Raw genomic sequence first — 26,186 nt, 5'->3', positions numbered from 1 at the left:
GGGCGTGCGACTCAGGAACGGACGAGCGTCGCGGCGACCAGTTCGGCGATCTGCACGGCGTTGAGGGCTGCCCCTTTGCGGAGATTGTCATTGCTGATGAAGAGCGCGAGCCCACGATTGTGCGGCACCCCCTCGTCCTGGCGGATGCGCCCGACATACGACGGGTCGGTGCCGGCGGCGGCGAGAGGGGTCGGGATGTCGGAGAGTTCGACTCCCGGGGCATCCGCGAGCAGCTCCTTGGCCCGCGCCACGGTGAGGGAGTTCGCGAACTCGGCGTTGATCGACAGCGAGTGACCAGTGAATACTGGAACCCGCACGCAGGTGCCGCTCACCAGCAGGTCGGGAAGCTCGAGGATCTTGCGGCTCTCGTTGCGCAGCTTCTTCTCTTCGTCGGTCTCGAACAGTCCGTCGTCGACGAGGTTGCCGGCGAAGGGGATCACGTCGAAGGCGATGGTCTTCGGGAAGGTCGTCGCGACCGGGAAGTCGATGGATGAGCCGTCGTGCACGAGGCTTCGCGGATCCTGTTCGATCGCCGCTTTCGCCTGATCGTAGAGCTCTTCGCCGCCGACGAGTCCGGCTCCGGATACTGCCTGGTAGGTGCTCACGATCAGTCTCTCGAGACCCGCTTCCCGGTCGAGCACTTTGAGGATCGGCATTGCCGCCATGGTCGTGCAGTTCGGGTTGGCGATGATGCCCTTGCGCGCCTCGGCGATCGCATGCGGGTTGACCTCGCTCACCACGAGCGGCACGTCCGGGTCCATGCGGAACCCGGACGAGTTGTCGATCACCGTCACGCCGGCCGCCGCGAACCGCGGAGCCTGGGCCTTTGACGTGGTCGCCCCGGCGGAGAAGATGGCGATGTCGATGCCGGCGGGGTCTGCGGTCGAGGCATCCTCCACCACGATCTGGTCGCCCTTCCACGGCAGCGTCGTGCCGGCGGAGCGCGCCGACGCGAAGAAGCGGATGCCCGCCACCGGGAAGTCCCGCTCCGCAAGCAGCTGACGCACGACGGCGCCGACCTGGCCCGTGGCGCCCACGACGGCGATGTTCACTCCGACAGTCATCGTCCCGTTCCTCCGTGCACCTTGGCGAGCTCCTCGGCGTCGAGACCGAAGGCGTGGTGCACGACCCGCACGGCCTCATTGATGGTGTCGGCTCGAGTGACGACGCTGATGCGGATCTCGCTGGTCGAGATCATCTCGATGTTGATCCCGGCCTCGAACAGTGCCGTGAACAGTCGCGCGGACACACCGGCGTTGGTGCGCATTCCGGCCCCAACCAGGGCGAGCTTTCCGATCTGGTCGTCGTACTGCAGGGAGTGGAACCCGGTCTCCTCCTTGCTGTCTTCGAGTGCCTTGAGTACCCGCGCACCGTCGGACTTTGGCAGGGTGAAGGAGATGTCGGCGAGCCCGGTCGCCGCCGTCGAGACGTTCTGCACGATCATGTCGATGTTGGCGTCGGTCGAGGCGACGAGCGTGAAGATTTGGGCGGCTTTACCCGGAACGTCCGGTACGCCGACCACGGTGATCTTCGCCTCGCTCAGGTCGGCCGCCACACCGGAGATGATGGACTCTTCCACGTTCTCGCCTTCTTTCGGATTGACCACGAGCGTGCCCTCGTTGTTGTTGAACGACGAGCGCACATGAAGCGTAACCCCGTGCCGACGGGCATATTCCACCGCGCGAATATAGAGCACCTTCGCTCCGGCAGCGGCGAGCTCGAGCATCTCCTCGCTGGTGATCCGGTCGATCTTGCGGGCGGCCGGCACGACCCGCGGGTCTGCGGTGAAGATGCCGTCGACATCCGTGTAGATCTCGCAGACGTCCGCCTTGAGGGCGGCGGCGAGCGCGACCGCGGTGGTGTCGGATCCGCCGCGCCCGAGGGTGGTGATGTCGCCGGTGCCGCGGTTGAAGCCCTGGAATCCGGCAACGATCGCGATCGCCCCGGCATCGAGGGCAGCGCGAACCCGCGTCGGCGCGACCTCCACGATGCGGGCGCTGCCGTGCTTGGCGTCGGTGCTGAGGCCGGCCTGGCTGCCGGTGTAGCTGCGTGCCTCCTGGCCGAGGCTCTTGATCGCCATTGCGAGAAGCGCCATCGAGATGCGCTCGCCCGCGGTGAGAAGCATGTCGAGCTCACGGCCGGTGGCGATCGGAGTGACCTGGTTCGCGAGGTCGAGCAGCTCATCCGTCGTATCGCCCATGGCGGAGACCACGACGACGACCTCGTTGCCCGCCTTGCGGGTTTCGACGATGCGCTTGGCCACCCGCTTGATGCTCTCGGCATCGGCGAGTGACGAGCCGCCGTACTTCTGCACGATCAAGCTCACTTGCTTCTCCTGGGGTTCGGGCGCCGCGTGTCGGGATGCGGCGCACTGGCCGACTCCCCATCCTAAATGCTGCCCGGGAGCGTCACCGCTATGTGACGCCGCACCCATGGGCTCGCCCGTTCGGCGGGGATTCGCGGGGCCGGGTGACACCCGCGCGCGAAAGTGCGGGCGCGCGTGTCACTCGGCGGCGCGGAGACTAGTTCTCGACGAGACGGCGACCCTCGAAAGCACGGCCGAGCGTGACCTCGTCGGCGTATTCGAGGTCGCCGCCGACCGGCAGCCCCGAGGCGAGGCGGGTGACTCGCAGGTCGAGGTGCATGAGCATGCGCGAGAGGTAGGTGGCTGTTGCTTCGCCCTCGAGGTTCGGGTCGGTGGCGATGATCACCTCGGTGACCACCCCATCGGCGAGGCGTTGCATCAGTTGGCGGATCCGCAGGTCGTCCGGTCCGATACCGTCGATGGGGCTGATGGCTCCACCGAGCACGTGATAGAGGCCCTTGAACTCGCGGGTGCGCTCGATCGCCACGACATCCTTCGCCTCTTCCACCACGCAGATCGTGGCGGGTGAGCGGCGCGGATCGCGGCAGATGTTACAGAGTTCCTGCTCGGTGACGTTGCCGCAGACATCGCAGAACCGCACCTTCTCCTTCACCGTCATCAGTACCTCGGCGAGGTGCGTCACATCGAAGGTCTCGGTCTGCAGGATGTGGAAGGCGATCCGCTGCGCCGATTTCGGCCCGATGCCCGGCAGGCGCCCGAGCTCGTCGATCAGTTCCTGGACGATTCCGTCGTACACGCCTACTGCTCTCTCGGGGCGACCCGGGGGGCCACGGTCTGTTCTTCGATGAAGCTCGCACCGAGGATCTCACGCACAACGGACTCGCCGTAGCGCTGCTTGCCGTCGGCCATCGCCACGGGAGCGGCACGCTTGGGTGCCACCGGCTCGGCATCGATCGGGGGCGGCGCCTTCTCGACCTTCCTGGCAACCGGCGGGGGCACCGGCTTGGTCTCGGGCTCGGAGTCGGTGATGACCGCGGTCTCCCAGGTCGGCCCGGACGGAACCGGGGGCTCGATGTCGGGTGCGGTGGGCTCCGGCGGCTCCTGCTGGGAGGGTTCGTCGACGATGCGCGAAGTCGGCGCCGGCGCGGCCCGGCCGGGAGCGGCTGCCGAAGCCGGAGCCGGTGCGGCGGTCGGCGCTGCCGGCGCCGTTGCCTTTGCCGTTGTCGGCGCGGCGGGCACCGGAGAGCCGGAAGGCTCCGGCCGCACTGCCTCCGGTCGAACTGCCTCCGGTCGAACTGCGTCCGGTCGCACTGCCTCGGCTCGCACTGCCTCGGCTCGCGCGGTGAGAAGCGGACGGAACCCGAGCACGTCGTAGACCGCCTGCTTGAGGAAGTCGGAGACCCCTTCCCCGGGCGTCGTGCGCTGTTTGAGCGCGTCGACGTCGGTCTGGCTCGCGAACGCGAGATCGAGGATGTTGCCGTCGCGGAGTGCAAGCGGTGTCGCCGTGTAGACGACCATCCACGCGGTGCGTTTGGCCTTCTCGACCCGCTCGAGGATCTCGGGCCAGCTGTCCTTGACCTGCTGGAAGGTGACCACGCTCGGGATGACGGCGGGGGTCACGACCGGGTCGACGGCCGGGTCGACGGCCGCTGCCGGCTCGGCTGTCTTCGAGGCGCCGAAACCGTAGACCGGGCCGGGAGGTGCACTCGAGGGTGTCGGGGCCGCGCTCTCCACTCGAGTGGCAGGTTCTACTTCTGGTCGAGAAGGGCGCTCAGCGCCCGTGTCGAGACCGGATGAGCGGGGATCAAGGGTCTCGACACGCTCGCTGGCGCTCGCTACTCGACCGGCAGGAGATTCGCTGGCGCTCGCTACTCGACCGGCAGGAGACTCGCTGGCGCTCGCTACTCGACCAGCAGCCTGACCATCGGGAGCATCCACCCCGATGCGACGCTCCAGGCGCTCGACTCGCGCGAGCGCCCCCCGATTGGTCTCGTCGCTTGCAGGCACGAGCACGCGGGCGATCATGAGCTCGAGGTGCAGACGCGGGGACGTGGCACCGGTCATCTCGGTGAGGGCCGCGTTGGCGACATCCGCCGCCCGGGAGAGCTCCGCGGTACCGAATCTGGCCGCCTGCTGCGCCATGCGTTCGAGCTCGTCTGGCTGGATTCCGCGCAGGACCGCCGCGGCACCGTCGCCCGTCGCGCTCACGATGATGAGATCTCGCAGTCGTTCGAGCAGGTCCTCGACGAATCGACGCGGATCCTGGCCGGTCTGGATGACGCGGTCGATGGCGGCGAACGCGGCCGAGGCATCCCGGGCACCGAGCGCGTCGACGACCTCGCCGAGCAGCGCACCGTGCGTGTACCCGAGCAGTGCCACCGCGCGCTCGTACTGCACCGAGGAGCCCTCGGAGCCGGCGATGAGCTGGTCGAGCAACGACAGGGTGTCACGCACGGAACCGCCGCCGGCCCGCACGACGAGCGGGAGCACGCCGGCCTCGACGTCCACCTTCTCGCTCACGCAGAGGGACTGCACGTATTCGAGCATCTGCGCGGGCGGTACGAGGCGGAACGGATAGTGGTGGGTTCGCGAGCGGATGGTGCCGATGACCTTCTCCGGCTCGGTCGTCGCGAAGATGAACTTCACGTGCTCCGGCGGCTCTTCGACGATCTTGAGGAGGGCGTTGAATCCCTGCGGCGTCACCATGTGCGCCTCGTCGAGGATGAATATCTTGTAGCGGTCACGTGCCGGGGCGAACACGGCGCGCTCGCGCAGGTCGCGGGCGTCGTCGACGCCGTTGTGGCTCGCGGCGTCGATCTCCACGACATCCATCGACCCGCCGCCATCGCGGCTCAGCTCGATGCAGCTCGGGCAGACGCCGCAGGGGGTGTCGGTCGGGCCTTCGGCGCAATTGAGGCAGCGGGCGAGGATGCGCGCCGAGGTGGTCTTGCCGCACCCGCGCGGTCCGCTGAAGAGATAGGCGTGGTTGACGCGGTCGTTGCGCAGCGCCGTGCGCAGCGGATCGGTCACCTGCGACTGCCCGATCAGCTCGGCGAAAGTCTCTGGCCGATAACGGCGATACAGGGCGGTGACCACCAGCCAAGACTACCGTCAGCCACCGACGCGGCCTCCGGGGTTCGCCGGGGGCGAGGGGCCATCCCTCCCTCCCGCATGACTCCTGCAAAGTGCCCGCCGGTGGGTGCGGCGGTCCCGCAGATCCGGGGTCTCTCGCGCACGGCGGAACCGGCTGAACGAGTGACGCGGAGGCGTACGGTGGGGGCATGCGCATAGTCATCGCCGGTGGGCACGGAAAGATCGCCCTGCTCCTGTCCCGCCTTCTCGCCGACGCCGGCCACGAGCCGGTCGGCATCATCCGAAAGCCCGAACAAGCCGATGATCTTCGTGCCGCGGGCGCCCTCCCGCTGGTGCTCGACCTCGAGCACTCGACCGTCACGGAGCTGGCTGACGCGCTCGCCGGCTCCGATGCCACGGTGTTCGCCGCGGGTGCCGGCCCCGACAGCGGCGCCGACCGCAAGCTCACCCTCGATCGTGATGGCGCTGTCCTGCTCGCCGAAGCATCCGTGCGCGCGGGGGTCCGGCGGCTGATCGTGATCTCCTCGATGGGGGCCGATGGGTTCGACGAGACCTCCGACGACGTGTTCCAGGTGTACCTCCGAGCGAAAAGCGAGGCGGATGCCGCAGTGCGGGCGATGGACCTCGACTGGACGATTGTGCGCCCGGGCGCCCTTACGGACTCGGAGCCCGACGGGTCCGTGACGATCGGCGAGTCGGTCGATCGCGGCAGCATCCCCCGAGCGGATGTCGCGGCCCTCGTCACCGCGCTGATTGTCGGCGCCGCCGGGGTCCGACGCCAGTTCGAGGCGGTCTCTGGGCCCACGCCCATCGCCGAGGCTGTCGGCGCACTCTAGCCTCGCCATTCGAGGAGTCACCACCCGGGCGCGCGGAAGCGGGTGGTGCCGGCCCTGAGGACCGGCGCCACCCGCACAGGGTGCCTGCTTAGAGCAGGGCCGCCCGACGACGAGCGACGAACGCGAGTCCGAGGCCGGCCATCAGGGTCAGCAGTCCGATCAGTCCGGCCACCGAAGCGTCCGCACCGGTTGAGGCGAGGACCGACGATGACACGTCAGCCACCGCCAGGGTTCCCAGCCCGTTCGGCGATGACGGCGCGGCCGGCGTACCGGGCGTCGTCGGTACCGTGGGGGCGGTCGGGCCGGTCGGCGTCACGCCGCCGGTCGTGGGGTCGCCGATCACCGTGATGGAGTTGCCCGTCACAGCAACGGGCACCGACGCACCCCCGAGGATCTGCGTTCCTCCGAGGATGCCGCCAGCACCTGTCGTGGTCGAACCCGAACCGGTCGAACCGGCCGGGGCCGTTCCCGTGGTCGAACCACTCGACGCCGGGTCACCGATCAACGTGATCGCATTGCCCGTCACCGCGACCGGAGCCGCGACATCCGGAACCACCTGCGTGCCACCGGCGGTGCCGTTAGACCCGCTTGTGGTCGAACGCGAACCTGTCGAACCGGCCGGAGCCGCACCCGTGGTCGAACCACCCGACGCCGGGTCACCGATCAACGTGATCGCATTGCCCGTCACCGCGACCGGAGCCGCGACATCCGGAACCACCTGCGTGCCACCGGCGGTGCCATCAGCACCCGTCGTGGTCGAGGCCCCGGAGGCCGGTGCGGCGGTGACCGGTGCCGGCGACGCCGCGATGCTGGTGCTGGCTGCATCGCCGACACCGCCGATGGCGTTGCCGGTCACTGTGATGGGCGCGTGGATGCCGAGGATCGCCTGGGTCCCCCCGAGGAGTGGATCGGCACCGGTGGTGGTCGACATGGCTGGAGCCCCGGCAGGTGCTGCGGCGGGTGCCGGAGCTGCTGCGGTCGACGGGTGGCCGACGAGCGAGATCGCATTGCCGGTGACGGTGACGGGAGCGGCTGCTCCGATCACGGCCTGGGTTCCCGAGGCGACGCCGTCGCTTCCGGTGGTGTCGGCGGCATTGGCCGCCGCGGCGCCGAGGAGAGTGAACCCCCCGACGAGGAGAGCGCCGAAGAGGGCCCTCGAAACTATTTTATTCATGGTGGTAGTGCTCCTGATCTAAGAGAGAACTGAATGGAACCGCGCGAAGGCGGGTAGGTCCGTATGTCGTTCAGTGGATGACGACGAGGACCCGATCAGTCAGGCTAAGAACCAGGAGCGAGCGAGCGAGAAAGGGGAAGCGAGTCGTTCTGCGGAAGAGATCCGCGACCGAGGATGCGGTCGGCCAGCGATGGTTCGCCCGTGATCGAGGCGAATGCGACCGGGGCGCTCGTGGGGGCCGAGGTGGAGACCATTCCCGGACACGCCGGGTGTGCCGGGGGCGCGGAAGGCGAGCCGGGAATTACGGGCGCGATGACCGCGATCGACGCCGACTGAACCGGTGCACCGTGGCCGGCGGAAGTCACGTCTCGAAGATCGACGGCCGTCGGGCGGGTCGCGTAGGTCGCGACGGTCACGCCTGGAACGGCAGGGAAGGAGGGAACGAGGCCGACAACAGTGCCCGAGAGCGAATCCAGCGGGATGATCGCGCCGAGTATCGCGTCGACGCCGGCAGCGAGCGGGGCGGTGAGGGTCTCGACCGCTTGCGGACTGACGATCGTCTTCACTGCGGGCAGCGCCTGCACGACAGAGTCGAGCCGCTGGGTGACCGGTGTGACCAGATGCGAAACGGTGACTGGCGCAGCAGGGGCCGCCGCCGGGGGCGCCGTGGCGAGGCTGGCCGTGACCTGCCCGGCGAGTCCGCTGACGGTGTCGAGGGTGGAGCCGACCTGCCCGAGCAGCGAATGGTGCGGCGCGGGTGCCTCATCGGCGGAGGCTGACCCGGCGACACCGAAGATCAACCACACGAGGGCTGCGAATACCGAGAGAACGAGGATGCGCACTGGCGTGGGGATTGACGCCCACCCGCCTGCTTGCGCTGCTTCGCGCATCCGAATCACCCCCCGATGATTGTGCTGACCGCCACGCTACGCCGGGCAAACTGAACTGTCTAGTCCCAACCCCTCGTTCAGGGGGGGGCATCACTGTTCGCGCGACGTCAGCGAACGAGCGCGAGCACCTGCCGAGCGATCTCCAACTCCTCATTCGTGGGGATGACGAGCACGGAGACGGGCGATCCTTCGGGCGAGATGTAGCGGGCCGAACGGGAGACGAGTTCGTTGCGGTCATGGTCGATCGAGATGCCGAGAAACTCCAGCCCGGCGAGAGTGCGTCGACGCAATAACACGTTGTTCTCGCCCACACCGGCGGTGAACACGAGCGCGTCGAGACCGCCGAGATGGGCGATGTAAGCACCGATGTAGCGTCGCACGCGATGCCGGTAGACGGCGAGCGCGGCCTCGGCCGTAGCATCGCCGCGCGAGGCGGCATCCTGGACATCGCGCATGTCGCCGCTGCCGGTGAGTCCGAGCAGTCCGCTCCCCCGGTTGAGCATGGTGTCGAGTTCGTCGAAATCGAGACCGGCCTGGCGGTGGAGGTGGATGAGAACCGCAGGATCGACATCGCCGGAGCGGGTGCCCATGACGAGCCCCTCGAGCGGCGTCATCCCCATGCTCGTCTCGACCGAGACCCCGCCATCGATGGCGGCGACGGATGCCCCGTTGCCGAGATGCAGCACGATGGTCTTGAGCTCGGAAAGGGGCCGGTCCAGAAAGAGTGCGGCTTGCTCGGAGACGTATTTGTGCGAGGTCCCGTGGAATCCGTACCGCCGTACCTGGTGCTTGCGGGCGAGCTCCGCATCGATCGCGTAGGTGTAGGCCGCCGGCGGAAGCGTCTGGTGGAACGCCGTATCGAAGACGGCCACGTGCGGAACGTCCGGCAGCGCTTTCTTCGCCGCCCGGATGCCCTGCAGGTTCGCCGGGTTGTGAAGTGGAGCGAGGGCGGCGAGTTTGTGGATCTGGGACTCGACCTCCCCGGTGATCAGCGTGGCGCGATCGAAGATCGACCCGCCGTGCACGACCCGGTGACCGACGGCGGCGATTCGCCGGTTCGGGCCGAGGGTGTCGAGCACCTGGAGCATGCCGGCCTCGTGATCCACGACTGTCGAACCGGGCTCGCCGATTCGTTCGATGAGCCCGCTGAGGGCCACTTCCTCGGTTTCGACATCGATGAGTTGGTACTTGATCGAGGAGGAACCGGAGTTGACGACGAAGATCTGGGTCACGCTGTGTCCGTTCGGATTGGGGTCTCGACACGCTCGCTGGCGCTCGCTACTCGACCAGCGGGGTATTCGCGCACTACTCGACCTGCGACAGCGTCTGGGCCTGGATCGCCGTGATGGCCACCGTATTGACGATGTCCTGCACGAGCGCGCCGCGCGACAGGTCGTTGATCGGCTTGCGAAGACCCTGCAGCACGGGACCGATCGCCACCGCCCCGGCACTGCGCTGGACGGCCTTGTAGGTGTTATTGCCGGTGTTGAGGTCGGGGAAGATGAACACGGTGGCGCGGCCCGCCACCTCGGAGCCGGGCATCTTTGAGTTGCCGACCGCGGCATCCACCGCGGCGTCGTACTGGATGGGACCCTCGACGAGCAGGTCGGGTCGGCGAGTGCGCACCAGCTCGGTGGCTGTGCGCACCTTGTCTACATCGGCCCCAGATCCCGACGCGCCCGTGGAGTATGACAGCATCGCGATCCGCGGCTCGATCTCGAACTGCTGGGCTGTGGTCGCCGAAGAGATCGCGATGTCGGCGAGCTGATCGGCATTCGGGTCCGGGTTCACCGCGCAGTCGCCGTACACGAGAACGCGATCCTCGAGACACATCAGGAACACGCTCGAGACGACGGAGACACCGGGATTTGTCTTGATGATCTCGAAACCGGGCCGGATGGTGTGGGCTGTGGTGTGGGCGGCACCCGAGACCATCCCATCGGCCAACCCCAGGTGCACCATCATCGTGCCGAAGTAGGAGACGTCGGTGACGGTCTCCCGAGCCTCTTCGAGCTGCATTCCCTTGTGGGCGCGCAGGCGCGTGTACTCCTCGGCGAACTGCTCCCGGAGCTCCGGATCGAACGGGCTCAGGATGGCGGCATCCGCGATGTCCACGCCGAGATCGGTGGCCCGCGCCCGGATCTCAGACTCGTCCCCGAGGATCGTGAGGCGGGCGACTCCGCGGCGCAACAGCGTGGAGGCGGCGCGCAGGATGCGGTCGTCGGTGCCCTCGGGCAGCACGATGTGCTGGGGATTCGATCGGGCGCGATCGAGAAGGTCGTATTCGAACATGAGTGGAGTCACCACGTCGGTGCGACTCACATCGAGCAGACGCAGCAGCACATCCGCATCGACATGCTGCTCGAAGAGGGCGAGCGCGGTGTCGTACTTGCGGGGCGATTCCGGAGCGAGGCGCCCGCGAGTCTGCGTGATCCGCAGGGCGGTGTCGTAGGTTCCGAGCGAATTGCGGATGATCGGCAGGGAGTTGTCGAGACCGTCGATGAGGAGCGCGATCTGCGGCAGTAGCTCGAACCCGCCATTGAGGATGATCGCGGAGACGGAGGGGAAGGTCTCGGCCGCGTTCGCCATGAGCACGGCAAGCAGCACATCGGACCGGTCCCCCGGCACCACGACCACACCGCCCTCGATGAGTCGCGTGAGCACGTTCTCCATCGACATGGCGGCGACGACGACCCCCAGCGATTCCCGGCCAAGGAGTGCGGGGTCGCCCTTGATCAGGGTGCCATCCACGGCCTCCATGAGCGACGCGATGCTCGGGGCGATGAGGAAGCGGTCCTCGGGGATGGCCCAGACCGGGAGTCGATCGCTCTCTTCCTCCACCGCCGCGACGATCTCGTCGATGCGCTCTGGATCGGCCCGGTTGACCACGATGCCGAGCACGTGGGCGTGGGCGCTGTCCAGTTCCTGGCGGGCCAGGGTGAAGACCTGGCGCAGGTCGTCCGGACTGCGGCTGCCCGCGGCATCCGACTGCTGTCCGCCGAGGACGAGGAGCACCGGGGCACCGAGATTGGCGGCGATGCGGGCATTGAATCCGAGCTCGGTGGGGCTGCCGACATCCGTGTAGTCCGAACCGAGGATGACGACGGCGTCGCACTGCCGCTCGACGGCCTTGAAGCGCGAGACGATCTCGCTCAGGGCGGCTTCCGGGTCGGCATGCACGTCGTCGTAGCTCACACCGACGCACTCGTCATAGTCCAGGTCGACACCATCGTGGGCGAGCAGCATCTCGAGCACGTAGTCGCGCTCGTCACTCGACCGGGCGACCGGACGGAACACGCCGACGCGCTCGGTCTCGTGGCTGAGGGTATCCAGCATGCCGAGGGCGACCGTCGACTTGCCGGCGTGCCCTTCGATAGAGGTGATGTAGATGGCGCGGGTCACGAGGCCAGCCTAGGCTTCGCGGACGTACGCCGGCTGGGCGTGTCTCAGCTCGCTCGCGGCGCGACGGGCACCGACGAGGCCTGCGGGTCGAGGTGCGGATCCCACGGCCGCGGCATCCCGATCGGGTTCGGATACGGGAAGATCGCCTCGCACGCCCTGGCTATCGGCTCGAGGGCCCGCGCGACAGCCCTGATCTGCTCATCGGTCGAACCGCTCCACGGGCCGAGGGCGAGGCGGTTGGTGATGCGCTCCGCCCGGTCGAGGGCAGACGTGCCCTGCTCGCTGATCACCCGCTGGTCGGTCAGTAGTCCGCGCGATTCGAGCGCCTCGACCTCGGCGGCCCACTGTTCCTCGGTCCAGCCGCGCGCCTTCTTCATCGCGGCAGCGTCGATGTCGACGGCGCTTCGCAGCACGATCGAGCCCAGACCGGCAATTCCGCCCTCGACGAGGGCGATCACATGCCCGTCACCGCGGTGTTCGCGAAGGGTCGCCGCGGCCTGCCAGAGGCGACGATATGGATCCGGCTCGACGGGCAGGGCGCTGTTGGCTGCGGCGAGCGGTCGGCCGATGGTGTCGACGCGTGCCGCGACCCCGGCGAGAAGGTCCGCCGCCTCGGCCACCGCCCGGTCGTCGGCGACGAGGTTGCGCAGCGTCGCCGCCGCGCCGATCGACCGCGCCTCGAGCACCCGGTCGACGGACGCCGTCTCCCACGCCGCCGGCAGCGCACGCTCCACGATCGACGGGGCGAACCCGCCGAAGATGGCCACTACCGGTGCGGCGACCACGGCGCCGAGCGGAGCCGCGCGACCGGCGAAATAGCCGTCCCAGTAGCGCGTGAGTCCGATTCCAGCGAAGGACTCCCTGGCCTCCGTCGAGAAGTAGGTCACCGCATGGATCGGCTCGAACAGCGTCCACATGGCCCGAACCAGATGTTCCCGGTCGCTCATTCGTCTCCCTCGTCGCAGCGTCCTTTCGATCCTATTGCGCGGGGCGGTTCGACCCTCAGGGGTTCAGGCCCCGCGCTGTCGTGACGATGTGGTCGACGAATCCGTAGTCCTTCGCCTCTTCAGCGGTGAACCAGCGGTCGCGGTCGGCATCCGCGGTGACCTGCTCGAGGGTCCGACCGGTCTGGGCACTCGTGAGCTCGGCCATCCGCCGCTTGAAGAACAGGATCTGCCTCGCCTGGGTCTGGATGTCCGACGACGTGCCGCCGAATCCGCCATGCGGCTGGTGCATCACGACGCTCGAGTTCGGCAGGGCGTAGCGCTTGCCCGGCGCGCCGGAAGACAGCAGGAACTGACCCATCGAGGCGGCAAACCCGAACGCGACTGTCGCGACATCCGCCTGCACGAACTGCATCGTGTCGTAGATCGCGAATCCCGAAGTCACCGAGCCGCCCGGGGAGTTGATGTAGAGGTAGATGTCCTTCTCCGGGGCGACCGAGTTCAGCAACAGGAGCTTCGCGCAGACCTCGTTCGCCGACGTGTCGGTCACCTCCGTCCCGAGGAAGACGATCCTCTCGTCCAGCAACTGGCGGAAGATCTGCTCGGTGCCGTTCGCGGTGGTGTCCATTCGTCTGCCTCTCGTGGGGATGCGTCCATAGTGTGCCGGTCGGATGCCGCGATCCGCGCTGTCTGCCCGCAGCAGATCTGCCAACGGCAGAACCCTGCCTTTAGTTGCGGCACGATTCTGCCGAGGGCAGAACCGGATCTGGCCCAAACCAACCGGAGCAAGAGACACAGTGGGGCAAGAGCCGTATTCTGGCGAGATCCACCTCACGCCATCGCACTGTCGGGAGTCCTGACCATGCTTCTCCGCCACGCACTCGGACACGTCCTTCGTCGTCTTCGTCTCGAGCAGGGCAAGACGCTCCGGGAGCTCGCGCAGCAGTCACGAGTCTCGTTGCCGTATCTCTCCGAGATCGAGCGGGGACGCAAGGAGGCCTCGTCCGAGATTCTCGCGACGCTGTGCCGGGTCCTGGATGTCTCGCTCGGACGCCTGCTCGATGAGGTGAGTGACGAGCTGTCCCGCGCGGAGGTCGCGGTGCTCACCATCACGTCGCTCGCCGAGCTCGGTCCGCACGCGGAGACCCGCGACGCGCTACTGATGGCGGCGTGAAAAGACCCCTCGCGCACCCGCCAGAGCCCGGTTACCCTTGCTACGTTTCCGTCCTGGGGGAGTTGGCCTGGATGGCGCCACGCGAGGAGCCACCGATAGTTTAGCCGGTGATCCCCCCGGTTGAGAATTGCGCGGATCGCTCTTTCGCCGGCAACGAGACCGTCTTCGGCCCCGGTCCGGGTCGGGTACGATATTGCGAGGCCAGAACCATTGGCCGGCTCAGGAGAATTCGCCTAGTGGCCTATGGCGCACGCTTGGAAAGCGTGTTGGGTGCAAGCCCTCGGGGGTTCGAATCCCCCATTCTCCGCGCAGGACCAGTCACATCGACCGACGGGAATCGGACGAGAGTACAGCGCTACTAGGAGCGCTGGAATCGACGCGGTCATGTCACCGCGCCGGTGACCGGCGCATTCGGGGAGTTCTCGTGGCGGTTGCGAGCAGCAAGGACGACGGGCTCGTTCGACTGCGCCCGCGGCGGAGCCTGCTCTGGAGCGGCATCCTCGTGTTCATCATCGTGCCCCTGCCGATCGACGCGACGCTCCTGATCCTCGGGGTGACGGGAGGTTCCTGGGTGATCCCCGTGATGGGAGCCGCGATAGTCGTAGCGATGTTCCTGATCGCGCTCTACCTGCTTCAAACGTCGTACGTCACGATCTCTGCAACCGAGATCGTCGAACGCGAGTACTTCACCCGGCCGGTAAGTACCCCCCTCTCGAAGGTACGGACGGTCGTGATCGCGCACACGTTCAGCTCCTCATCGAGCGAAACCCTTCCGCAATTGCTCGTACGCGACGCGCAGGGCAAGCGCATCCTTCGAATGCGCGGTGTCTTCTGGACCGAGGAGGCGATCCGCGCAGCGGCCGCCGCGATCGGCACCCCGGTCGACGAGCCCGCCGACCCGCTCACGTCGAAACAATTCTTCGAGCAGTACTCCGGGAGCGCCTACTGGTTCGAGGGCCGTCGCGGACTCGGCATCGCCATCGTCGTGGTGGTCGGAATCCTCTGCGTCGGATTGACCATCGGCCTCATGAGCCTGATCGGTTTGCCGATCCGGCCCTGACCGGCCGTTTCTCCAGCGATGGCCGGGTCGAAGACCATCGGTCTCAGCGTCGCCGCAGGGTGCCGAAGATGCCTTTCACCACCGCGCTCATCACGGACTTGCCGGCGGATGAGCCGAGGAAGTCCGTGATCGGGTTCTTCTCGGCGCGCGGCGCCGGTGCGCGGCGGGCGGTGGTCGTGGCGCGCGGCTGGGACTTCCTGGCCTCGCGCAGCATCCGCTCGTAGTCTGCCTGCTGCTGTTTCGCGGCCGCCGCTTGCTCGGCTGCTGTGGCGGCCGCCGCCGCACTGGCCGCCGCAGTCTCGAGCTTGCGCCCGAGCATCTCCTTCGCGGATTCGTTGTCGATGGCGGTGCCGTATTTGGGGAGCAGCGCCGACGAAGCGATCGTCGCCTCTATCAGTTCCGGAGCGCTCGGAGACATCGATCCCTGCGGAGCCCGAAGCCGGGTCCAAGCCACCGGAGTCGGCGCGCCTTTCTCACCCATCACCGTGACGATCGCCTCACCGGTAGCGAGGGTCGTGAGCACGCTGCCGAGGTCGTAGTCGGAGTTGGGATAGGTGGACACCGTGGCCTTGAGTGCCTTCGCATCGTCCGGCGTGAACGCGCGCAGCTGGTGCTGGATGCGCGACCCGAGCTGGGCGAGCACGTCGCCGGGCACATCCTTCGGTGTCTGCGTGACGAACACGATTCCGACACCCTTCGAGCGGATGAGCCGCACCGTCTGGGTGATCGAGTCGAGGAAGTCCTTCGACGCGTTCTTGAACAGCAGGTGCGCCTCGTCGAAGAAGAAGACCAGCTTCGGCTTGTCGAGGTCTCCGACCTCCGGGAGGTCGTTGAACAGGTCGGCGAGCAGCCACATCAGGAAGGTGGAATAGAGCTCGGGCTTATCCTGCACTCCGGGTACCTCGAGCAGGCTGATGATCCCCCGGCCGTCCGGATGAGTGCGCAGGAAGTCGGCGGTGTCGATCTCCGGCTCGCCGAAGAACACATCGGCCCCCTGGTCGGCGAAGGTGATCAGCTCGCGCAGGATCACCCCAACAGTCGCGCTCGAGAGTCCGCCGAGCCCCGTGAGTTCGCCCTTGCCGTCGGCGCTGGTGAGGTAGCTGAGCACGGCGCGCAGGTCGGAGAGATCGACGAGCGGCAGCCCTGCTTGCGCGGCATAGTGGAACACGAGCCCGAGCGACGACTCCTGGGTGCCGTTGAGGCCGAGCACCTTGGAGAGCAGAAGCGGGCCGAAGCCCGAGACGGTGGCCCGCACGGGCACCCCCTTGCCGACTCCGCCGAGCGCGAAATACTCGGTGGGGAAGGATGCGCCGGTCCAGTGCTGCCCGATGCCGTTGGTGCGATCGATGAGCTTGGGGTTCTCGACGCCCGCGGTAGCGACTCCGGAGAGGTCGCCCTTGATGTCGGCGGCGAACACCGGCACTCCCGCCGCCGCCAGTTGCTCGGCGAGCACCTGGAGCGTGCGGGTCTTTCCGGTGCCGGTCGCTCCCGCGACGAGACCGTGCCGGTTGAGCATGGCGATGGGGATGCGCACCTGGACCCCGGGCTGCGCGTCACCATTGACGAGGGCGCCGATTTCGAGCACGGTGCCCGTGAAGGCGTAACCGGAGCGGATCACCTCGACGGCGGCCGCATCGAGGGGCCCCGGTGTACCGCCGGCGGGCTGCGCGGGCGCGGCCGGTGATGGGGACGGCGGCGCGCTTGCCTTCTCGGCGGCGAGGGCCGCCTCGGCATCCGCAAGGGCCTTCTTCGCGGCTTCGACCAGGGCAGCGGCATCCGTCATGTCGCCAGCCTACTGACCCGTCCCGTCGGCTTCCACCGTCGCTGCCGCGCCACGGATGGCCCGGTCCGACCGTCACAAACTGCTCCATCGCGGCGTCAAACGGGCAGTCCCTGACGGGCTGAACGCCGCCTCGCTCCCATCGCCGGCGGCCGTGGCCGCCCACCCGTCACAAAGCGCTCCCCTACTGCGCCCAACGAGCAGATTGCGACGGATCGATGAGGGGCCGCGCGCATCGCTGCCGCACAGGTTCGGGGGCGCCCCTGTCCCTGCCCGGCCCCAACAACAGCCGAGCCGTCGCAAACGGCTCCATCGCGGCGTCAAACAAGCAGCCCGTGACGGATGGGCGGGCGAATTTCGCCCGCGGTGGGCGGCCGGTCAGCCCGCGCGCAGGACCTCGACCGGGCGCTCGGCCCACGCGGTGAGGAGTTCCTCGCGAACGGTCACCCCGCTGCCCGCGCCGGTCGGCACCGCGAGGCGCCCGTCACGGAGCACGAAGGGCTCGGTGAGGTCTTCGGCGAAGTAGCGATCGGAGGCCGAGGTGTCGCCGGGAAGGGTGAAGCCGGGCAGCGCGGCGAGGGCCACATTCGCCGCCCGCCCGACTCCCGTCTCGAGCATCCCGCCGCACCAGACCGGCACTCCGAGCTCGACGCAGGCGTCGTGGAGGGCGAGGGCCTCCAGGTAGCCGCCCATCCGGCCGGCCTTGATGTTGATGATGCTGGTGGCGCCGCGCTCGATCGCATCGAGCGCGAGCTCGGTGTTGACGATCGACTCGTCGAGGCACACCGGGGTCGAGATGGCACCCGCGAGGAAGACGTGCGAGCGGATGTCGTCCTCCACGAAGGGCTGCTCGATCAGCAGCAGCCCGTAGTCGTCGAGTCGCCTCAGGTGATCGAGGTCGAGAAGGGAGTACGCGGTGTTCGCGTCGACCTGCAGGAGGGCATCCGGCCCGAGGAGTTCGCGCACCGCCGCGACCGGTTCGAGGTCCCACCCCGGCTTGATCTTGAGCTTGATCCGTCGGTACCCCTGCGCGACGTAGAGCGAGACCTCTTCGAGCAGTGCGGGGATGGTCGGGGAGATTCCCACCGAGACACCGCAGTCCACCTCGGTGCGCTCGGCGCCGAAGTACCCGGCGAAGCTGGTGCCTTCGACACGCAACTGCGCGTCGAGTACCGCCGTCTCGACGGCCGCCTTGGCCATCCGATGACCGATGACGAAGGCGAAGAGCGCACTGACTCCTTCGGCAGTGACCTCTCCGGCGGAGAGCAGTGCCGGACCGAGGTAGTGACGGATCACGTCTTCGCAGCCGTCCACGTATTCGCTCGAGTAGACCGGATCCGTGCCCGCGACGCACTCGCCCCAGCCGTCGCCGGCATCCGTGCGCACCCTCACGAGTAGTACCTGCCGCCCGGTCTGGCGCCCGAACGAGGTCTCGAAGGGACGCACGAGCGGGATCGCCAGGCGATGGAGCTCGAGAGCAAGCACCCTCACAGGAGGACCGTCACGAAACGGGCGTGCGATCCTCGAGGCCCCAGGCCTGCCCGTAACCGCCCTCGGCCTCGGGGAGAGCCATGAGGTCGAGGAACGGCTGCGCGTCGAAGGCCTCCGGGCCGAGCACTCCGCGTCCCGCCCAGGCGCCGGTTGCGAGCAGCTCGAGCGCGATCACCGGATTAAGCGCGGTCTGCCAGACCACGCACTGGGCCTCGTATTCGGCCATCGTCCAGTCGTTGTCAGCCACGTGATAGAGGTAGACCGCCTTCGCTGCGCCATCGAGGCCACGACCGGTCACCCAGAGACCGGCACAGGTCTTGCCGCTCATCCGTGGTCCGAGGGTCGCAGGATCGGGCAGTCCCGCCGCGACCACATCGCGCGGTGCCACCTCCACCGGGCCGTTCGCGGAGCGCACCCGCACGGGCGCGGTCTTGTCCAGTCCGAGCTGGTGGAGGGTCTTGAGGATGCCGATGAACTCGTTGCCGAGGCCGTACTTGAAGGTCGCGCGCTTGGCATCCACCCAACGCGGCATCAGCAGCACCTCTTCATGCTCCACGTTGACGCACTCGACCGGTCCGATGCCGTCCGGGAAATCGAACACCTCCGGCTCGCTGAACGGCTCGGTGGTGTACCACCCGCGATCCTTCTCCCAGATCACCGGGGGGTTGAGGCATTCCTCGATGGTGGTCCAGATGCTGAACGAGGGGGCGAAGATCTCGTTGCCGAGGTCGTCGCGCACCACGAGATTCGCCCCGTCACGCACGCCGAGTTCGTCGATCTCGCTGAACAGGTGATCGGCGGCATAGCGGGCGAAGACGTCGCTCAGGCCAGGCTCGACCCCCATGCCCACCAGCGCGAGGCGACCGGCGGTCTCCCAATCGGGAGCCTGCGCGAACTGGTCGTCACCGAGTTTGACGCCGGTTTCGGAATACGGCTCGGACGGATGCGGCTCCGACAGGCTCATCGCCATGTCGAGGTAGTCCGCCCCGGCGGCGAGGGCACCGGCGAAGATCGTGGGCACGAACTTCGGCTCGACGGCGTTCATCACGTGCGTGACCCCGTGCGCCGTGGCGACCGCAGCGACGTCGTCGGGGTCGGACGCGTCGATCTTTGCGGCGACGAACCGGTCGCCCTGTTGCCCATGCTTCGCCTCGATCCAGGCGATGGTCGCCTCTGCGCGGGCGAGGTCGTAATCGCAGACGACCATGGTCTCGAAGAAGGTGCGGCGGGCGGCGATCTTCGCGATCGCATTGCCGACGCCACCGGCGCCGACGAGGAGGATTCTCATGTCATTACGCTAGCGGGTGACCGGCTCCGCGGGATCCGGCGGGCGCACTGGACCGACGCGTCTTTCCCGCTCGGTGAGCAGGCGGTGGGCGAGCGGCGCCCAGACGATCACCGCGACCGCGCTTCCGAGCACCAGTCCGCCGATGGTGTCGCTGAGCCAGTGCGCGCCGAGGTAGGTGCGACTGAGCAGCATGATCACGGTGTAGACGACACCGGCGGCCCAGATCCAGACCCGACGGAGAACCAGGGCGAGCACGACGGCCATGGTCGCCGCGTTCGCGGTATGTCCCGACGGGAACGATCCAGGGTCCGCGGTCACCAGGATGTCCTGGGGGCGCGGCCGGTCGTAGATGTTCTTGAGCAGCTGCACGAGACCCGCACTCACGATCGTCGCGATCAAGAAATAGAGAGCGGCCCATCTCATCCGGAACAGCAGGAACAGCAGGGCGATCGCGATCGGCACGATGAAAACACCGATGATGCCGGCCCCGATGTTGTTCATCACCAGCGCGGGAACAGTCCAGAATGGCGACCGGTGCTCCACCAGTTCTCCGAGGAAGGCCAGGTCGAACGAGAACGGGAGGTTGTTTTCCCGGTAGGCGATGATCGCGCCGAGCGCGGCCACGAGAAGCACCGCCATGCCGCCGCTGATCAGCGGCCAGCGCTGGCTGACCCGAGCCGCCTGCCTCTCCGCGGTCGAATCGGCCGGGGGGAGCGAGGTCTGGGGCATCCTTCCAACGTACTCACTCGGATGCGCCCCGCAAGCGTCTCCCTCGATCAGAGCGTGGGCCAGCCGCCTCGTCCCCAGGTGATCTGGCGGATTCCGAGCGTCGCCGCCCCACCCGCATCCCGGTCGTAGAAGTGGTAGGCGAGGTATCCCCGCGAGACGGATTGCCCGCCGGGCCCGATTTCACGCCCGTCAGTCGCGAGCAGCACGCTGCCGCCACCCTCGAGGAGCGCCCGGCCGCGGCGATCGACGTAGGGTCCGGTGACCGACCGCGAACGGCCGACATCGATGTTGTAGGTGCTGTCGAGTCCACGGCAGCAGGAGTCGAACGAGACGAAGAGATAGAACCAGCCATCGTGGGACACCGTGTACGCCGCTTCGACGGCGTTCGGAGGCACCTGCCGGTCCGCGATCCGCAGTGGAGTGTCGGCGGGTGCCGCCCGGAGCCCGCTCGGCCAGTCGAGTTCGACCATGCGGATGCCGCTCCAGAACGAGCCGAAGGTCATCCAGGGAGTGCCGCTCGAGTCCTCGACGATGCCCGGGTCGATCGCGTTGAAGTCGTCCGAGACCTCCGAGCCCACGACGACACCCCGATCCACCCAGCGGTAGGAGGGGTCGGAGGAGTCGAGCGTGGTGTTGGTGGCGAGCGCGATCAGGGAATGGTTGGAGCCGAAAGTCGACGCCGAGTAGTACAGGTACCAGGTGCCCGCATGATGGAAGAGCTCCGGGGCCCACAGGTTCTTGACACCCGGCACCCGGTCGGAGATCCACGCCGGTATCGTCTTCCAGACGGTGCCCGCCTGCTGCCAGTCGAGACCATCGGCCGAACGCCGGATCTCGATGGTGCCCGGTCCGGCCTCGCTCCCGGTGGAGAAGACATACCAGGGGTGCCCCGCGGCCCCGGCGACGAGCGCCGGATCATGGGCGGCGAGGTCACCACTCAGCACTCGCGGCGAGGAATCGGGAGCGCGCCCCGCGACGGCGACGACCGCGACAGCCGCGACCAGCACCCCGACGGCGATGCCGGCGAGGGTGACGATCAGGCGCCGAGTCGTCACGGGTCAGCCGAGGCTGATCGCCGTCCACGAGACCGGAGGAAGCGTGATGGTGATCGCGCCCTCGTTCAGCTCGATCGAGTCGTTCGCCTTCAGTCCTACCCGTTCGGGCTGCTCGAGGGTGTTCTTGGCGTAGACATCGGTATCGCTGAGGGTCTGGGCGCTGATGACCGCGGACTGTTCGAGCCCCGAGACGTCGATCGTCACGGTCACCTCGTCGGTCTGGCTCCGGTTCACCAGGAAGACCGCCGAACCGCCACTCTCGGCATCGTGGGTGGCAACACCGTCGATCACGGCAACGTCGCCGTAGGCGGCGCTCGAGTAGGTCTCCGTCTCGAGCTTCAGTTCGAGGGCCACCCCACGAGCGAGTTCCGAGGTCAGCGCGAACGGGAAGAAAGTGGTCTGCCGCCAGCTCGTGCCTCCCGGCTCGGTCATGATCGGCGCGATCACGTTCACCAGCTGGGCGAGGGATGCCGAGGTGACGCGATCCGCATGACGGATGAGCGAGATGAGCAGGTTGCCGAATACCACGGCGTCCGCAACCGAGTACGAGTCCTCGAGCAGGCGCGGGGCGACCGGCCAGTTGTCCAGGCCCTCGATCTTGTCGACGTTGTGGTACCGGCTGATGTACCAGACGTTCCACTCGTCGAACGAGATGTTGATCGTCTTGGAGCTGCCTTTCACGGCCTTCACGTGATCGGCCGTGGCGACGACGGATTCGATGAAATTGTCCATGTCGACGGCCGACGCGAGGAAGCTGCCGAGGTCGCCGTCCTTCTCCTCGTAGTAGGCGTGGCAGGAGATGTAGTCGACGTCGTCATAGGTGTGGGTGAGGACGACCCGCTCCCATTCGCCGAAGGTCGGCATGTGCGCGCTCGATGACCCACAGGCGACGAGCTCGACGCTCGGGTCGAGCTGCCGCATGGCCTTCGCGGTGCGGGAGGCGAGCTTTCCGTAGTCATCCGCAGAGCGATGGCCCAGCTGCCACGGTCCATCCATCTCGTTTCCGAGGCACCACATGCTGACGCCGAAGGCATCCGTCGCTCCATTGGCGATCCGCTGCTCGGACAGGGCGGTACCCGAGGAGATGTTCGAGTACTCGAGCAGGTCGAGGGCCTCCAGGGTGCCGCGGGTTCCGAGATTCACCGCGAGCATCAGGTCGCTGTCGACCTTGTCGAGCCAGGAGGCGAACTCGTGAAGCCCCACCTCGTTGGTTTCGGTCGAGTGCCAGGCGAGGTCGAGCCGGCGTGGGCGCTGGTCTCGCGGGCCCACGCTGTCCTCCCAGCGGAATCCGGAGACGAAGTTGCCTCCGGGGTAACGGATGGTCGAGACGCCGAGCTCCTTCACGAGGTCGATGACGTCGGTGCGGAAGCCCTCACCATCGGCAAGCGAGTGCCCGGGCTCGTAGATTCCGTCGTAGACGCAGCGTCCGAGATGTTCGACGAACGCGCCGAACAGTCGTCGATTGATCGGGCCGACCGTGAAGGCGGGATCGAGGGTCAGGTGGGCGTGGGGCATGGCTGTCTTCCGTGTGTCGTGGATCAGGGTCACTTGAGGCTGCCGAGCGAGAGCCCGCCCTGCCAGTACTTCTGCAGGGAGAGGAACGCGACGATCAGGGGGACGATGGAGAGGAGGGAGCCGATGATGATGAGACTCCACAGGGACTGCCCGCCCCCGTTGTTGGAGGAGGCGAGGCCTTCCCAGAGCCCGATCCCGACCGTGATCGGGAAGAGGTTGGTGTTGGAGAGCATCGCGAGCGGCAGGAAATAGTTGTTCCACGTGCCGACGACGGAGAGCAGCAGCACGGTGATCACCGCGGGTCGCATCAGGGGAAGTGCCACCTGGAAGAAGGTGCGGAACTCCCCCGCGCCATCCATCCTGGCGGCATCCAGGAGCTCATCGGGCACGGCATCTGCCGCGTAGACCCGCATGAGGTAGACCCCGAACGGATTGAGCAGCGAGGGCAGGATGACCGCCCAGATCGTGTCGGTGAGCCCCAGCTGCGACAGCAGGACGAAGGTAGGGATGACGAGGGCGGTGAGCGGCACCATGACGGATCCGAGCAGGATCGCGAAAGACAGGTTGCGGCCCCGGAAGGCGAACTTCGCGAACCCGTAGCCGGCGAGCACCGCGAGGACCGTCGCGCCGAGTCCGCCGCAGATGGCATAGAGCGCCGAGTTACCCATCCACCGCAGGTAGATTCCGCCGTTGTAGGTGAACAGGCCGCCGAGGTTGCCGAAGAAGTCGATGGTCTTGTCGAACCAGAGCGCGCCGGCCGAACCCGCGAACAGCCCATGGGCATCCTTGGTGCTCGCGACAATGAGGAACCAGAGCGGCACGAGGAAATAGACCACGAGCACGCCGAGGAAGAGGTGGGCGATGACGTTGGGCCGGCGACGTCGCGGCCCCCGCCCGGTGCGGATGGTAGTCATGAGAAGAGGCTCCCGCGCTTGCGTGTGAAGAAGAGGAAGAGGTAGACGCCGATGAAGACCACGATTCCGAGCGCGAACGAGATCGCCGACGCGTAGTTGAACTGCGCGTAGGAGAAAGCGAGATTGAAGGCGTAGATGTTGGGGGTGAAGTCGGGCGTGATCGTGCCGTTCGCCACCGGGCCGAGCACCTGGGGTTCCGTGAAGAACTGGAGGGTGCCGATGAGTGCGAAGACCAGGATCAACACCAGCGCCGAGGAGACCATCGGGATCTTGATGCGGAACGCGATCTGCCGGGCGTTGGCCCCGTCGATACGCGCGGCCTCGTAGAGAGAGGGGTCGATCCCCTGGAGGGCCGCGTAGATGATGATCATGTAGTACCCGGCCCATTGCCAGGTCACCACGTTGAGGAGGCTCCCGAAGATGTTGTCCGCGTTCAGCAGCACCGGCGCCGGCTGGTTGAAGAGCCCGAAGATCTGCTGCAGCGGGCCGAAGCTGGGGCTGTAGAGGAAGCCCCACATGAGCGCACCGATCACCGCGGGAATCGCGTAGGGCAGGAAGATCATCAGTCGCGAGAATCGCGCGAACCGGGTGGTGATGCTGTCGAGCACCAGGGCGGCGGCGAGGGAGACGGCCATCTGCAGGGGGATGAGCACGAGTGAGAACCTGATGACGAACGAGATGCCCTTGAGGAACGAGGGGTCGGTGAAAGCCCGCACATAGTTGTCGATGCCCGCGAACGTCGTGCCGGTCGCGAGACCCTTCGTGTAGAGGCTCAGGTAGAAGGCGTAGACGAGTGGGGCGACGAGGAAGACGAGGAAGACCAGCGCGAAGGGAGCGATGAACAGCCAGCCGGTGAGCGCGTGCTTGCGACTGCGGGATGACTTGCCCGGCTTTTTGGCCAGTGTGCGTGGCTGGGCGGCTCGCGACCGGGTGGCCGGGAATGCCGCTGGCGCGTCTGCCATGGGAATCCTCCTGGTGGGGATGCGAAAGGGTGGTCGGGATGTCGGCCGGCCTCCGACTCGAAGGCCGGCCGACATCCGCTGAGGATCGGGCAGGGAACGCTACTTGACGGTGAAGCCCTGCTGCTTGGCGTACTTGACCATCGTGGCCTGCAGCTCGGTGGCGGCATCCGCTCCCGAGATCTTGCCGGCGTTGATCTTCACGATCTCCGCCTGCAGCTGCGCGTAGTAGTACACGGAGAAGGGGCTGTAGTTGAAGCCCTTGTAGAGGTTCTCAGCCGGAACGTAGATGTCCTTGTTCGCGGTCTGGCCGTTGAAGAACTCGACGGGGTTGTTGACGAACGCGTCCGACTTCAGCACGCCCTGGTTCAGCGGGAAGATGGTCTGGGTCTTCCAGCCGTCTGTGAGCGAGGCGTCATCGGCATAGAGCCCCTTGGCCACGATCGCCGAGAGCTTCTTGTCGCTGGCCTGGGAGGTGACGGCGAAGGTGGAGCCGCCCCAGTTGACCGAGACCGGGTTGCTCACGTCCCACTGCGGCAGAGCCGCGACCGCGAACTGGCCCTTTTCGGACCCCTTGCCGACTCCGGCGCCGGTGAGGTAGCCGGGAGCCCACGCCGCCGAGATGTAGGTGGCGTACTTGCCACCGACGACGCCGGAGATGTAGTCCGTCGTGAACTGGTCTTCCTTGCCGACGAGCCCCTTCTTCGACAGGTCTGCCCAGTAGTCGAGCACATCCTTCGCCGGCTGGGAGTCGAGATCGATCGTCACGTTCTTCGGGTCGGCGAGGTCATAGGTGAACGGCACTGCACCCTTCTGCGCGATGAGGGCGGTGGTGGCCGCCGGCACGTTGCTTCCGAGGTCGCCGAAGGCGGGCCCTCCGGCATCCTTCACCTTCTGCGCGTCTGCCGCGTACTCTGCCCAGGTGGTGGGCGGGGTCGTGATGCCGTACTTGTCGAAGATGTCCTTGCGGTAGATCATGGCCATCGGTCCGCCGTCGACCGGGATGGCATAGACCGCGCTGCCCTGCGAGACATCCTTCCAGGCGCCGTCGCTGAAGTTCTTCTTCACGTCGTCCGCCCCGTACTTGCTCAGGTCGACGAGCGCCTTCTGGATCTCGAAGCCGGTGAGCTGGTCGGCTTCGAGCATGATCACATCCGGCGCACCCTTTCCGGCCGAGATCGCCGTCTGGAACTTCGCGTACTCCGGCGCGCCCTGGCCTGCGACGGTCCAGCAGACCTGCACGTCGGTGTGGGCGTTGTTGAAGTTGTCGACGACCTTCGCCATGTTCGGATACCACGCCCAGACCGAGACGACGGGGGCCTTCTTGTCGACGATCTTGTTGGTGCAGTTGGTCGGTTTGGCATTGGTCGTGCCGCCTCCGCTGCTACAGGCGGCAAGTGTGGCCGCGAGTGCGATGGCGGTAGCCGCGGCGACAAGGATTCTTTTTTTCACGGGGATTCCCTTCGGTGCTGCATGGACTTCGTTGTCTGAAGGTGCTGATCAGCCGGATCGTTTCGGTGCGAAGGATCGATTCGGCGGCCTGTTCAGAGCGGATC

General features: G+C 67.2%; 22 protein-coding genes, 1 tRNA gene and 1 other RNA gene. 4 read left to right on the top strand and 20 right to left on the bottom strand.

Translation table 11 applies throughout. The features are described from left to right. Window positions 1-11: 11 nt before the first annotated feature. The 4 genes from ACVXZ4_RS03050 to ACVXZ4_RS03035 form a co-directional block, all read right to left on the bottom strand. Entirely contained in the window at window positions 12-1,064 is a 1,053-nt protein-coding gene (locus tag ACVXZ4_RS03050; protein WP_461796768.1) for an aspartate-semialdehyde dehydrogenase, read from the bottom strand. After that, window positions 1,061-2,326, bottom strand: a complete 1,266-nt coding sequence (locus ACVXZ4_RS03045; protein ID WP_461796767.1) for an aspartate kinase — start codon at window positions 2,324-2,326, stop codon at window positions 1,061-1,063. Before ACVXZ4_RS03045 ends, ACVXZ4_RS03050 begins: the two co-directional genes overlap by 4 nt. A gap of 196 nt (window positions 2,327-2,522) precedes the next feature. Next, window positions 2,523-3,122 (bottom strand): recombination mediator RecR, encoded by a 600-nt coding sequence (recR, locus tag ACVXZ4_RS03040; RefSeq protein ID WP_461796766.1) that lies wholly within the window; start codon window positions 3,120-3,122, stop codon window positions 2,523-2,525. Window positions 3,123-3,124: 2 nt separating this feature from the next. After that, complete coding sequence (locus ACVXZ4_RS03035) at window positions 3,125-5,422, bottom strand: DNA polymerase III subunit gamma and tau (protein WP_461796765.1); 2,298 nt, start codon at window positions 5,420-5,422, stop codon at window positions 3,125-3,127. Between the two features lie 185 nt (window positions 5,423-5,607). Between ACVXZ4_RS03035 and ACVXZ4_RS03030 the strand changes: the two genes are divergently transcribed. Then, window positions 5,608-6,255: an SDR family oxidoreductase gene (locus tag ACVXZ4_RS03030; protein WP_461796764.1), complete on the top strand. Its 648-nt coding sequence runs from the start codon at window positions 5,608-5,610 to the stop codon at window positions 6,253-6,255. 88 nt (window positions 6,256-6,343) lie between these two features. Here ACVXZ4_RS03030 and ACVXZ4_RS03025 read toward each other — a convergent pair whose 3' ends face one another. From ACVXZ4_RS03025 to ACVXZ4_RS03000, 6 genes are all read right to left on the bottom strand, one after another. Then, window positions 6,344-7,429, bottom strand: a complete 1,086-nt coding sequence (locus ACVXZ4_RS03025) for an LPXTG cell wall anchor domain-containing protein (RefSeq protein ID WP_461796763.1) — start codon at window positions 7,427-7,429, stop codon at window positions 6,344-6,346. Between the two features lie 104 nt (window positions 7,430-7,533). Further along, window positions 7,534-8,319 (bottom strand): hypothetical protein, encoded by a 786-nt coding sequence (locus ACVXZ4_RS03020; RefSeq protein ID WP_461796762.1) that lies wholly within the window; start codon window positions 8,317-8,319, stop codon window positions 7,534-7,536. Between the two features lie 107 nt (window positions 8,320-8,426). Next, a complete protein-coding gene (locus tag ACVXZ4_RS03015) occupies window positions 8,427-9,551 on the bottom strand; it encodes an acetate/propionate family kinase (RefSeq protein WP_461796761.1) in 1,125 nt (374 codons plus the stop codon). A gap of 73 nt (window positions 9,552-9,624) precedes the next feature. Further along, window positions 9,625-11,721 carry a phosphate acetyltransferase gene (gene pta, locus ACVXZ4_RS03010; RefSeq protein WP_461796760.1) on the bottom strand — a complete coding sequence of 699 codons (2,097 nt, stop codon included), beginning with the start codon at window positions 11,719-11,721 and terminating at the stop codon, window positions 9,625-9,627. Between the two features lie 44 nt (window positions 11,722-11,765). Continuing rightward, the gene (locus ACVXZ4_RS03005) at window positions 11,766-12,668 is read right to left on the bottom strand and encodes an SCO6745 family protein (protein ID WP_461796759.1); all 903 of its coding nucleotides are present in this window, start codon (window positions 12,666-12,668) and stop codon (window positions 11,766-11,768) included. Window positions 12,669-12,723: 55 nt separating this feature from the next. Beyond that, window positions 12,724-13,293 carry an ATP-dependent Clp protease proteolytic subunit gene (locus tag ACVXZ4_RS03000; RefSeq protein ID WP_461796758.1) on the bottom strand — a complete coding sequence of 190 codons (570 nt, stop codon included), beginning with the start codon at window positions 13,291-13,293 and terminating at the stop codon, window positions 12,724-12,726. Window positions 13,294-13,527: 234 nt separating this feature from the next. Here ACVXZ4_RS03000 and ACVXZ4_RS02995 point away from each other — a divergent pair, with 234 nt between their 5' ends. Next, on the top strand, window positions 13,528-13,839 hold the full coding sequence (locus tag ACVXZ4_RS02995; protein ID WP_461796757.1) for a helix-turn-helix domain-containing protein: 312 nt from the start codon (window positions 13,528-13,530) through the stop codon (window positions 13,837-13,839). Here ACVXZ4_RS02995 and ffs read toward each other — a convergent pair. Next, an RNA gene (gene ffs, locus ACVXZ4_RS02990) (signal recognition particle sRNA small type) lies at window positions 13,837-13,933 on the bottom strand. The two genes, ACVXZ4_RS02995 and ffs, sit on opposite strands and share 3 nt — an antisense overlap. Before the next feature lie 128 nt (window positions 13,934-14,061). On the opposite strand from ffs, the gene ACVXZ4_RS02985 reads away from it, so the two are divergent. Next, a tRNA-Ser gene (locus ACVXZ4_RS02985) sits at window positions 14,062-14,146 on the top strand. 117 nt (window positions 14,147-14,263) lie between these two features. Continuing rightward, the gene (locus ACVXZ4_RS02980; protein WP_461796756.1) at window positions 14,264-14,899 is read left to right on the top strand and encodes a hypothetical protein; all 636 of its coding nucleotides are present in this window, start codon (window positions 14,264-14,266) and stop codon (window positions 14,897-14,899) included. A 43-nt stretch (window positions 14,900-14,942) separates the two neighbouring features. On the opposite strand, the gene ACVXZ4_RS02975 is transcribed toward ACVXZ4_RS02980, so the two are convergent. From ACVXZ4_RS02975 to ACVXZ4_RS02935, 9 genes are all read right to left on the bottom strand, one after another. Continuing rightward, entirely contained in the window at window positions 14,943-16,682 is a 1,740-nt protein-coding gene (locus tag ACVXZ4_RS02975) for a helicase HerA-like domain-containing protein (protein ID WP_461796755.1), read from the bottom strand. Window positions 16,683-17,057: 375 nt separating this feature from the next. After that, window positions 17,058-18,170: an o-succinylbenzoate synthase gene (gene menC, locus ACVXZ4_RS02970; protein WP_461796754.1), complete on the bottom strand. Its 1,113-nt coding sequence runs from the start codon at window positions 18,168-18,170 to the stop codon at window positions 17,058-17,060. A gap of 10 nt (window positions 18,171-18,180) precedes the next feature. Beyond that, window positions 18,181-19,458, bottom strand: a complete 1,278-nt coding sequence (locus ACVXZ4_RS02965) for a saccharopine dehydrogenase family protein (RefSeq protein WP_461796753.1) — start codon at window positions 19,456-19,458, stop codon at window positions 18,181-18,183. Window positions 19,459-19,467: 9 nt separating this feature from the next. Next, the gene (locus ACVXZ4_RS02960) at window positions 19,468-20,187 is read right to left on the bottom strand and encodes a phosphatase PAP2 family protein (protein WP_461796752.1); all 720 of its coding nucleotides are present in this window, start codon (window positions 20,185-20,187) and stop codon (window positions 19,468-19,470) included. Window positions 20,188-20,234: 47 nt separating this feature from the next. Next, a complete protein-coding gene (locus ACVXZ4_RS02955; RefSeq protein ID WP_461796751.1) occupies window positions 20,235-21,242 on the bottom strand; it encodes an arabinan endo-1,5-alpha-L-arabinosidase in 1,008 nt (335 codons plus the stop codon). 3 nt (window positions 21,243-21,245) lie between these two features. After that, entirely contained in the window at window positions 21,246-22,757 is a 1,512-nt protein-coding gene (arfA, locus tag ACVXZ4_RS02950) for an arabinosylfuranosidase ArfA (protein ID WP_461796750.1), read from the bottom strand. 29 nt (window positions 22,758-22,786) lie between these two features. Then, entirely contained in the window at window positions 22,787-23,671 is an 885-nt protein-coding gene (locus tag ACVXZ4_RS02945; protein ID WP_461796749.1) for a carbohydrate ABC transporter permease, read from the bottom strand. Further along, the gene (locus tag ACVXZ4_RS02940) at window positions 23,668-24,633 is read right to left on the bottom strand and encodes a carbohydrate ABC transporter permease (protein ID WP_461796748.1); all 966 of its coding nucleotides are present in this window, start codon (window positions 24,631-24,633) and stop codon (window positions 23,668-23,670) included. Before ACVXZ4_RS02940 ends, ACVXZ4_RS02945 begins: the two co-directional genes overlap by 4 nt. A gap of 99 nt (window positions 24,634-24,732) precedes the next feature. After that, on the bottom strand, window positions 24,733-26,082 hold the full coding sequence (locus tag ACVXZ4_RS02935) for an extracellular solute-binding protein (protein WP_461796747.1): 1,350 nt from the start codon (window positions 26,080-26,082) through the stop codon (window positions 24,733-24,735). Window positions 26,083-26,186: the final 104 nt, after the last annotated feature.

Source organism: Lacisediminihabitans sp. FW035 (assembly GCF_054880895.1).
Note: the sequence above shows the minus strand (reverse complement) of the source record. Positions and strands in the feature narration are given on the sequence as shown.

Excerpts from the sequence above, each read along its gene's own strand:
- ACVXZ4_RS03050 (WP_461796768.1), bottom strand. The coding sequence starts at position 1,064 with ATGACTGTCGGAGTGAACATCGCCGTCGTGGGCGCCACGGGCCAGGTC.
- ACVXZ4_RS03030 (WP_461796764.1), top strand. The coding sequence starts at position 5,608 with ATGCGCATAGTCATCGCCGGTGGGCACGGAAAGATCGCCCTGCTCCTG.
- ACVXZ4_RS03025 (WP_461796763.1), bottom strand. The coding sequence starts at position 7,429 with ATGAATAAAATAGTTTCGAGGGCCCTCTTCGGCGCTCTCCTCGTCGGG.
- ACVXZ4_RS03020 (WP_461796762.1), bottom strand. The coding sequence starts at position 8,319 with ATGCGCGAAGCAGCGCAAGCAGGCGGGTGGGCGTCAATCCCCACGCCA.
- ACVXZ4_RS03005 (WP_461796759.1), bottom strand. The coding sequence starts at position 12,668 with ATGAGCGACCGGGAACATCTGGTTCGGGCCATGTGGACGCTGTTCGAG.
- ACVXZ4_RS03000 (WP_461796758.1), bottom strand. The coding sequence starts at position 13,293 with ATGGACACCACCGCGAACGGCACCGAGCAGATCTTCCGCCAGTTGCTG.
- ACVXZ4_RS02995 (WP_461796757.1), top strand. The coding sequence starts at position 13,528 with ATGCTTCTCCGCCACGCACTCGGACACGTCCTTCGTCGTCTTCGTCTC.
- ACVXZ4_RS02975 (WP_461796755.1), bottom strand. The coding sequence starts at position 16,682 with ATGACGGATGCCGCTGCCCTGGTCGAAGCCGCGAAGAAGGCCCTTGCG.
- ACVXZ4_RS02965 (WP_461796753.1), bottom strand. The coding sequence starts at position 19,458 with ATGAGAATCCTCCTCGTCGGCGCCGGTGGCGTCGGCAATGCGATCGCG.
- ACVXZ4_RS02960 (WP_461796752.1), bottom strand. The coding sequence starts at position 20,187 with ATGCCCCAGACCTCGCTCCCCCCGGCCGATTCGACCGCGGAGAGGCAG.
- arfA (WP_461796750.1), bottom strand. The coding sequence starts at position 22,757 with ATGCCCCACGCCCACCTGACCCTCGATCCCGCCTTCACGGTCGGCCCG.
- ACVXZ4_RS02945 (WP_461796749.1), bottom strand. The coding sequence starts at position 23,671 with ATGACTACCATCCGCACCGGGCGGGGGCCGCGACGTCGCCGGCCCAAC.
- ACVXZ4_RS02940 (WP_461796748.1), bottom strand. The coding sequence starts at position 24,633 with ATGGCAGACGCGCCAGCGGCATTCCCGGCCACCCGGTCGCGAGCCGCC.